The 7,962-nt window shown below is 68.6% G+C and carries 9 protein-coding genes and 2 pseudogenes; 6 read left to right on the forward strand and 5 right to left on the reverse strand.

Annotation, left to right across the window (positions count from 1 at the left end; translation table 11 throughout):
• Window positions 1-58: 58 nt before the first annotated feature.
• A pseudogene (locus tag ACIRU3_RS42390) lies at window positions 59-364 on the forward strand (hypothetical protein); the annotation flags it as partial.
• Here the strand turns inward: ACIRU3_RS42390 and ACIRU3_RS42395 are convergent.
• The 4 genes from ACIRU3_RS42395 to ACIRU3_RS42410 all read right to left on the reverse strand — a co-directional run bounded on the left by ACIRU3_RS42395 (window position 302) and on the right by ACIRU3_RS42410 (window position 2,859).
• Complete coding sequence (locus ACIRU3_RS42395) at window positions 302-1,267, reverse strand: LLM class F420-dependent oxidoreductase (protein ID WP_404068813.1); 966 nt, start codon at window positions 1,265-1,267, stop codon at window positions 302-304. The pseudogene ACIRU3_RS42390 and the gene ACIRU3_RS42395 sit on opposite strands and share 63 nt — an antisense overlap.
• A gap of 113 nt (window positions 1,268-1,380) precedes the next feature.
• Window positions 1,381-2,439, reverse strand: coding sequence for an iron-containing redox enzyme family protein (locus ACIRU3_RS42400; protein WP_404068816.1), 1,059 nt, complete (start codon window positions 2,437-2,439; stop codon window positions 1,381-1,383).
• Complete coding sequence (locus tag ACIRU3_RS42405; protein WP_404068818.1) at window positions 2,436-2,675, reverse strand: CDGSH iron-sulfur domain-containing protein; 240 nt, start codon at window positions 2,673-2,675, stop codon at window positions 2,436-2,438. Before ACIRU3_RS42405 ends, ACIRU3_RS42400 begins: the two co-directional genes overlap by 4 nt.
• Window positions 2,659-2,859, reverse strand: a complete 201-nt coding sequence (locus ACIRU3_RS42410; RefSeq protein WP_404068821.1) for a hypothetical protein — start codon at window positions 2,857-2,859, stop codon at window positions 2,659-2,661. The genes ACIRU3_RS42405 and ACIRU3_RS42410 overlap by 17 nt, the downstream gene beginning before the upstream one ends.
• 315 nt (window positions 2,860-3,174) lie before the next feature.
• Between ACIRU3_RS42410 and ACIRU3_RS42415 the strand changes: the two are divergent.
• From ACIRU3_RS42415 to ACIRU3_RS42430, 4 genes and pseudogenes are all read left to right on the forward strand, one after another.
• A pseudogene (locus tag ACIRU3_RS42415) lies at window positions 3,175-3,297 on the forward strand (plasmid stabilization protein); the annotation flags it as partial.
• A 280-nt stretch (window positions 3,298-3,577) separates the two neighbouring features.
• Window positions 3,578-3,742: a hypothetical protein gene (locus ACIRU3_RS42420; RefSeq protein WP_404068824.1), complete on the forward strand. Its 165-nt coding sequence runs from the start codon at window positions 3,578-3,580 to the stop codon at window positions 3,740-3,742.
• Window positions 3,743-3,797: 55 nt separating this feature from the next.
• A complete protein-coding gene (locus ACIRU3_RS42425) occupies window positions 3,798-4,343 on the forward strand; it encodes a hypothetical protein (RefSeq protein WP_404068826.1) in 546 nt (181 codons plus the stop codon).
• A 231-nt stretch (window positions 4,344-4,574) separates the two neighbouring features.
• Window positions 4,575-5,744, forward strand: coding sequence for a YbdK family carboxylate-amine ligase (locus ACIRU3_RS42430; protein WP_404068829.1), 1,170 nt, complete (start codon window positions 4,575-4,577; stop codon window positions 5,742-5,744).
• Between the two features lie 514 nt (window positions 5,745-6,258).
• Here the strand turns inward: ACIRU3_RS42430 and ACIRU3_RS42435 are convergent.
• Window positions 6,259-6,945, reverse strand: a complete 687-nt coding sequence (locus ACIRU3_RS42435; RefSeq protein ID WP_404068832.1) for a GAF and ANTAR domain-containing protein — start codon at window positions 6,943-6,945, stop codon at window positions 6,259-6,261.
• A gap of 474 nt (window positions 6,946-7,419) precedes the next feature.
• Between ACIRU3_RS42435 and ACIRU3_RS42440 the strand changes: the two genes are divergently transcribed.
• On the forward strand, window positions 7,420-7,962 hold a 543-nt coding region (locus tag ACIRU3_RS42440), incomplete at its 3' end, for a Ku protein (RefSeq protein ID WP_404068835.1).

Below are 7,962 nucleotides of genomic sequence, written 5' to 3' on the forward strand. Positions count from 1 at the left end.
GCGAGCCGAACGAGGTACCAACCGGGCGACGGAGCACGACGGCCGGCTCAACCCTTACCAGCTCGCAAGCGCTCCCAGCCGGCCCAGTCGCAAACAGGCTCGCCGCCGCTGGCAGTCCGGCGCCAGCGGATCGTTCGGAAGCGGGGCAGTGGAGCGGAGTAACGCGCCTGCGGGCATCGTCCGCGGGGCCACCCAGCGCGCCTGCCGTCGGCGCCGATCCTCGCTGCCTGAGCCGATGAGTCGACGGTGTCGGCCCGCAGAGCTGCGCCGCCGTCGAAGCGCCGCTGCACGGGTAGCGGGCTCAGAGCTCGCGCAGCGCGGGCAGCAGGTTCTTCTCCGCCCAGTCGAGGTAGGGCAGCTGTGAGGTGCCGCCGACCTGGACAAGGGCGATCTCGGTGAAACCTGCCTCGACATAGGGGCGTACGGCCTCGGCGAACACCTCCGGGTCGGCCCCGCAGGGGATCGAGTCCGCCACGTCCTCCTTCCGCACGTACGCACTGGCGGAGGCGAAGCCCGCAGTCCCGGGCAGTTCGGCGTTCACCTTCCAACCGCCGCCGAACCAGCGGAACTGCTCGTGCGCCCGTCGCACGGCTTCGTCGCGGTCGGGGTCGTGGCAGACCGGCAGCTGGCCGACCCGAGGTTTGCCCGCCCCGCCGTTGTTGTCGAAGGCGCTGACAAGGTTAGCGTCCGGCTCGACGGCGATCATCAGGTCGGCGAGGCGGCCTGCCAGCTCGCAGGAAGGCTGTCCGGAGACGGCCACCCCGATGGGCGGCGGCTTCTCGGGCAGGTCCCAGAGCCTGGCGGACTCCACGTCGAAGTGCGCGCCGTGGTGATTGACGTAGCCGCCGCCGAACAACGAGCGGATGATCTCGATGGCCTCGGCGAGCATCTCCTGGCGTATGTCGGCGGCCGGCCAACCACCGCCGACGACATGCTCGTTGAGGTTTTCTCCGGAGCCCAGCCCCAGCCTGAATCGGCCGCCGGACAGCAGCTGCATCGTCGCCGACTTCTGTGCGACGACCGCCGGGTGGTAACGCATCGTTGGGCACGTCACGAACGTCATCAGGGGAATCTGCGAGGTGGCCTGCGCGGCCGCGCCGAGCACGCTCCAGGCGTACGGGGAGTGGCCCTGCTCGTCCAACCACGGAAAGTAGTGGTCCGAGGTCACCGAGAAGTCGAATCCGGCCTCCTCGGCCCGGACGACATGCTGCACCAGGTCCTGCGGTCCGGCCTGCTCGGTCATCATCGTGTATCCGAATCGCACCATTTGTGCCGAGTGTCCAGTCGACTCCGAATGAAACGGCGGCCGCTCCCAACACTGCGTACGGCGAGGGCTGCAAGGCGACCGAACGAGCGGCGGGATGCTGCTGGAGAGCGGGTCTACCCTCCCTGAGACATCTCACGCTTTGGGTGTACCTGCAACGGTCGGGCCGTGCCGATCGTGTGTAGCGCGGTCCGCCCGTTCCGCCAGGCGTTCAGCAGCCGCGTGGCCAGCCGGTCCTCCAGGTGGCCGGTCGCGCGGATCCCGAATACCACGTCGGCGTCCAGCTGAGGCTCGTCCGCGAGCAGGCCGGCGACGACCTCGTGCCGTACGACCTGTTCGTGCACGGCGTCCGCCTCGACGTGCTCGGTGTAGAACCGCACCGCTGCCGGTCCGGCACCCATCCGGCGCAGTGCTTCGGCCAGGCGGCGGGAGGCCGGGGACGAGGTCACTTCGACGGCCGCGAAGTGCCCGACAAGCGCCCCGCGCAGGGCCCGGTGCAGGCCGAAGAGGGACATCATGTTGACGGTGGCCAGCGCCTCGGCCGGTGCGGCGTCGACGTAGTGGCCGTACGACGCGTCCAGACTGAGGTCCGTCATGAGGTCGGCGTACAGCTGCGCGTGGATCTCGTCCGCGCGACCCGCGCCGAACTCGTCGAACTCGATGGCAACCATGGCCGCCTTGGCCCGTCCGCGCAGCCTGGGGATGACCCAGGCGTGCGGATCCGCCTCCTTGAGGTGGTACAGCGAGCGCAGTGCCGCATACTCACGGAAGTTGTCGAGAGTGCCGTGGTTGCGGAGGAACTGCGAAAGACTGCCGCTGTCCTCGCCGACCGGTTCGAGCTGAAGTTCGTCCAGCGCCCGCTCGGCCGTGGTGGACGCGTCGATGGGCGCGTCCGTGCGCAGCATGCCGAGGAAGCGGTCTTCCAGTGCGGCGCGCAGGGTGAGGAGGTCGGGGTCCCATTCGTAGTCGTCCGGTACACCGTCGAGGCCCTGGTAGTGGAGTTCGTAGAGGGTGTGCAGGGTCAGGTGCAGGTCGTCGCCGTAGGCGTCGGCGGGCGGTGGTGGCAGGCACTGTCGCGATCCGCGCAGCGTCTCCGTGACGGCGGCGGAGAGCGGGCCGCGTGGGTCGGGCAGCGGCGCCGGCCGGGTATCCCCTCGGGAGCGGACGTCCGTCACGGTGTGTCGTCTCCTTCGCATTCTTCGCAGTCCTCGTCCCGCTTGATGCGTCGGCGGTGGCTGGTGTCGCACCAGGGCGGCGTCCGGCTGCGGCGGCACGTGCAGACGGCCACCATGAAACGGCGCGACACCGCCACCTCACCGTTCTCACCCACGACTTCGACCGGTCCCTCCATCAGAAGAGGGCCGTTGCGCTGGACGCGGATACGGCGAGGGCGTTCAGGCGTGTTCGGCATGGATCACCACCAGCTCTTCGGTCATGCGGTCCGTCACCAGTTTGCGCTCGCGCAGCCAGGCGGGGCGGTGGCGCAGCACGCGGCCGAAGGGCAGTCGGGCCCGGTTGATGACCTCGGCGCGCAGACCGGCCGTCCGGAGACGGGCCGGCGTCTCCTCGGGGCCGCTCAGTTGTGAGTGCACCATCAGCAGGATCCCCGCCGGTCGAAGTATTGCCGGGCGGGACCCCGGCCCGGGCTCCAGCCCGGTGGTCCGCTCGGGCTCCGGATCCGGGTTCACGTAACTCATGTGCTCCGAGTCCCCCGGACACGCGCCAGGTCATCAGCCGATCTCGACTTACTTGCCACCGGTCCAGGTCGCGAATGCCTTGACTGCACCCACCCCCAATCAGCCTGTGCCGCATTGATGCCGGCAGCGTGCGTCGGATGGCTGCTCAAGGGAACTCGTGCCCCAAAGAACACCGACATGGGGGTGTCTGCAGATGCCCCATCTGTGTGCCCCCGGTCGCACAGCGGCTCGGAAGAGCCCACCAAGGACCAGCTGTACGAGGAGGCCAAGAAGCGCAATGTCCACGGCCGCTCCTCCATGAGCAAGCAACAGCTGGAGAACACGCTCGGACGCTGACAGCACAGGCCCCGACCCGGGCGGAGCACACCTTGACGCCCCTGTTTTAGGGCCCGTCCCGCCAGCCTTACGGCGCTGCTGTTCCGGCCGGGCGTGGTCTGCATCCAGGTCTTGCTCCGTCCGTAAGGTGTGCGGCTGCAGCGGTTTGCGACAACCTCTCCGGCATAGGCGCACCTCTGCCGATCGGCCAGGCGGGCACGTGTTGGGGCGAGCGCAGGGCTCCGATGCGAATGTGCGCCGGGGCGCCATCAGAATCCGAACCGACGAGAGGGGCGAGGTCATGAATACCTCCAAGGAGAACGACACCCCGCAGGTTGACGAGGAAACGAGGGAGCGGTCCGCGGAGCAGCGGAACATCACCGCCCCCACCCCGCCGGACGTGCGGGCCAAGGGCGAGGACGACGACGAACCCGCGCCGCCGCCGGCCGAGACTCAAGCCCCGTAAATGTGCGGCGGGCGCTCACGATGATCACCACCCAGCTCGCACAAGGAGACTCAGGATGAATTCCCCAGCGGTCTCGGGCGCGTCACGAGGTAGCCCTTCTGCGCACCGTACCGACGTGAAGCTGCTCGGCATCTACCTCAACGACCACCTCGCCGGCGCTACTGCGGGCACCCAACGAGCCGCCTACCTGGTCCGCACCGCCCGCGGATCTGCTCTCGGGCGGACGCTCGGACTTGTCGCCGCCGAAATCGCGCAGGACAGGACAACCCTGCTGGGCATCATGCGGGATCTGGACATTCCGGTGCGCCGTTACAAGGTCTACGCCGGCTGGGCCGGTGAAAAGTTGGGACGCCTCAAAAGCAACGGTCACCTGGTTCAACGCTCACCGCTGAGCACGGTGCTGGAACTGGAGGCCTTGCGGCTGGGAGTGGAGGGCAAAGCGGCGGCCTGGCAGACCCTGCGCCGGCTCAGTGCTACGGATGAGCGCCTGGATCCGGCCCTCCTCGACAGGCTGCTGGAGCGGGCCCAACGACAGCAGGAGACCGTGGAGGAATGGCGCATCCGTCAGGCTCAGGCGGTGTTGCGCACGGCAGCCGAGTGACCGCAAAACAGACGCACGCTGTTGCGTGGTGCCGCCGGGTACCCGCATACGGATCCCCCTTCACGATCCCGCCCTGCAGCGCGGTGTTCACGCTGATGAGACCATGGGAGTAGGCGGCTGACCCGCCGGTGCAGTCCGGCCATGTCCAGACCACGCGATCCGGTGCCACGCTTGCGGGGCGCACCTCGGTGAGACGGCCGCCGGAGCCAGTCCGCCAGTGAATGGCCTCTCATGTCCTCCAAGGTGAGCGCCCAGGTAGACGTCGTCGGCGGCGCGTCCGCAGGCCTCCCGCGAGAACGCCGCAGGTTGACGGTGGGGGTGGAGGAGGAGTATCTGCTGCTCGACGGGCACACAGGAATGCCCGTGGCCCGCGGTCCACGAGTCGTTGACGCCGCAGGTTTGGTACTGGGCAGTCAGGCTCAGACGGAGTTCTTCGGCGCCCAGGTCGAGGCGTGCACCCGTCCCACGGTGAGCCTGACCGAGCTGAGATCCGACCTGGCCCAGCTGCGCAAGGTGATGGTGGAGGCCGCGGCTTCCGAGGGGTGCCTGCTCGCTGCCACTGGCACCCCTGTGATCCCTCCGCCTTGTCCGCCGGCCGTGACGCCTGGTGAGCGGTACGGGCGAATGGCAGCCCGATGGCCCTTCCTGATGGGCTCGTACGACGGGCTGGTGTGCGGCTGCCACATCCACGTCGGGGTGACCGGGCTCGCCCAGGCTCTCGCACTGTCTCATCACATGCGTCCCTGGTTGCCGGCCCTGCAGGCGCTCGCGGCCAACTCGCCCTTCTCCCTGGGCCGGGATGTCGGCTGGGCGAGCCGGCGGTTCGTGGAACACGCCCGCTGGCCCTGCGTGGGCCCGACCCCGCTGCTTGACGCAGCAGGCTATGAGCGCCTCGCTGACCACTTGGTGCGTACCGGAACCCTGATGGACCGCCGGATGATCTACTGGTACGCGCGCCCCTCGGAACACGTACCGACGCTTGAGATCCGGGTGTGCGACGTGAATGCGGACCTTGACACCGTGGTGCTGCTCGCAGCCCTGGTACGAGGTCTGGCAACCACCGCACTACTGCCCGACATCGCCGACGTGCCGCCGACAGCAGGCCTCTCGGCCCCACGCCTCTACGCCGCGCACCGGCTCGCCGCCCGGCGCGGGCTGGAGGGTGAAGGCCTCGATCCCGCGCGTGGGGAACTTGTACCGGCCGCGGCGCTCGTGGAGCGTCTGCTGGCTCATGCGGCGTCCGGGCTGGCTGCCAGCGGAGACTTCGACCTCGCCGAAGAGTTGTTGCACCGCGTGCGGCGCTGCGGCGGTGGCGCCGCCCGTCAGCGCGCGGCGTATCTGCGCAGAGGGCGTCTGAGTGACGTGGTGAGCTACCTGGTCCAGACAACCGCCACCGCCTGATCGGCCCGCACTCCGATCCGACGGATCAGCCGTGGGTCGGCTCCGGTCTCGGCGAAGCCGAGGTTGTTCGGCCCGGCATCGTGAGTGCCGAGAGGCAAGCGAGCGGATGCCTGCACCTCGGCCGCAGCGACGCGGCGTCGCCGCATTCGTCTTGCACGAAAACGAGAATCCGGCCGGCTGCTCCGCTGAGTTGCCGCCGTCTTCACAGGCTCCGAGTGTGAGCATCGTGCGTTTGGAGGCGACCGGCGATCAAGGCGATGTCGTCGCGTGCGCCGGTGGTGAGGCGATGCAGGCCGGTGTCGATTTCCTTCCCGCGGCCTTCGATGATTGCGTCGGTGCAGAGGACGAGGGTGTCGGCGGAGGTCTGGGGCAGGGGGACGGACAAGCTTCAGCGCAGCCGTTGGGGGGACTCGGTCACCAGGTTGAGTCGGCGGCATTTCCCCATGGGGGTTGGCTCGGCTCAGGCTCTCCCGGTTCGGTCAAGGTGCCGGGGGAGCCGCGCCGACGCGGGGGTCTACAGGCTGCCCTTTGCGCAGATGCGGCGGGCGACCTCGCGGAGTTTGATGTTGTTCTCCTGTGAGTAGCGGCGCAGGACGTCGAAGGCTTGCTCTTCGGTGAGGTGGTGGCGGCCCATGAGGATGCCCATGGCTTCCCCGATGGTGTGGCGGGTGGCGACGGCCTGTTCCATCTGGGCATGAGTGCGGGCACTGGAGAAGGCGACCGCTGCGTGGGAGGCCAGCAGCCAGCCGGCCGTCTCACTGGCCTCGGTGAAGGCGCCGGGCCGACGGGAGTAGATGTTCAGTGCACCGAGGTCTTCGTCGTCGGTGTAGAGCAGGAAGCCCATCATGCTGCCCAGCTGCAACTCTCTCGCCTGGGGTGCGTAGGCGGGCCAGCGGTGCTGTTCGGCGGTGAAGTCGGCGATGCGGAGCACCCGCTCCCCGTGGTGGTCGCGGGCCGCGTCGAAACACGGGCCCTCCTGCAGGCGCTCCTGCAGTTGGTCGCTGTCGATGACCACCTGGTCGGTCGGAGCGAGCGTCTCCACGCGCGTGCCGTGCAGGATCAGCACGCCGGCGGCGTCGCAGCCCTCCACGAGCTCGGTCGCCGACTCGGTGATCCGCTGCAGCGTGGCATCCATCGATTGCTGCGCCAGCAGATCACGCGCCATCGTTGCCATCTGCTGCGCAAACACACGCCAGTCCATCCGGCCTCCGTCCTTCTGTCCAAACAGACTCCTACCCCGATACCCACCCTCCGTCCGGAGGAACGGACAGCAGCCAGGGCAGGAAGGCGCCGTGGCGAAAACGGCCCGCGAGAGGGCGGAAGTCACCAGAAACATTCGCGCCGCGGGGGCCGTGGTCAGTGGCGCCGATCCCCGGTGGACAAACGGACGGAGCGGAACCCTGTCCGCAACTTTGGCTCTCCCGCCCAGCCTGGCCGTAGATCGACGCTCGGGGTTTGGTGAGCATCGGGTCTGGCGGCGTCCGCGTCACCACGCATGCCTTCCACCCCTTCCGTCCGGGATGAGCGCACGGCCGGCCCTCGCACGGTCCCGGCGCTGCGAATGCCGGTGTCCGCGATCCGGAGGGTACGACGCGCGCAGGCAAGGCAGCGGTGCGAGCGTGGAGGGAAGGGCATCCCGGCCGTCGTGCTGGGGCCGGTGGAACGGAGTGCGGTCATGGCTCGGGCGATCTGGACTGGTGTGGTCACGTTCGGGCTGGTGACGGTGCCGGTCGGGCTGTACACGGCGACCGGGAGCCACACCGTCCACTTTCACCAGTTGCAGCGGGGGACGGCGGACCGGATCCGGAACAAGCGGGTGAACGAGCGCACCGGCAGGGAAGTCGACGCCACTGACATCGTGAAGGGCTTCGAGGTCGGCGAGGGCCAGTACGTGGTGGTCGAGCCCGACGAGCTGGATGAGGTTGCGCCGGGCCGGTCCAAAGCCATCGATATCAGCGATTTCGTCGACCTGGACCGGATCGAGCCGGTCTACTTCGACCGCACCTACTACCTGGCGCCGCGGGGCAAGGAGTACATCAAGGTGTACGAGCTGCTGCGGGCAGCGCTGGCTGAGGCGGACAAGGTGGGGATTGCCACCTTCGTCATGCGCGGCAAGCAGTACCTGTGCGCGGTCACGGTTTTCCCCACCCCCGGGTGGTTTGAGTCTCATGTAATGACGCATCCCGATTTCACCGAATTCCCCATGGGGATGACGAAG

This window comes from Streptomyces sp. NPDC101151, from assembly GCF_044768335.1.
In the GTDB taxonomy this organism is placed as follows: domain Bacteria; phylum Actinomycetota; class Actinomycetes; order Streptomycetales; family Streptomycetaceae; genus Streptomyces.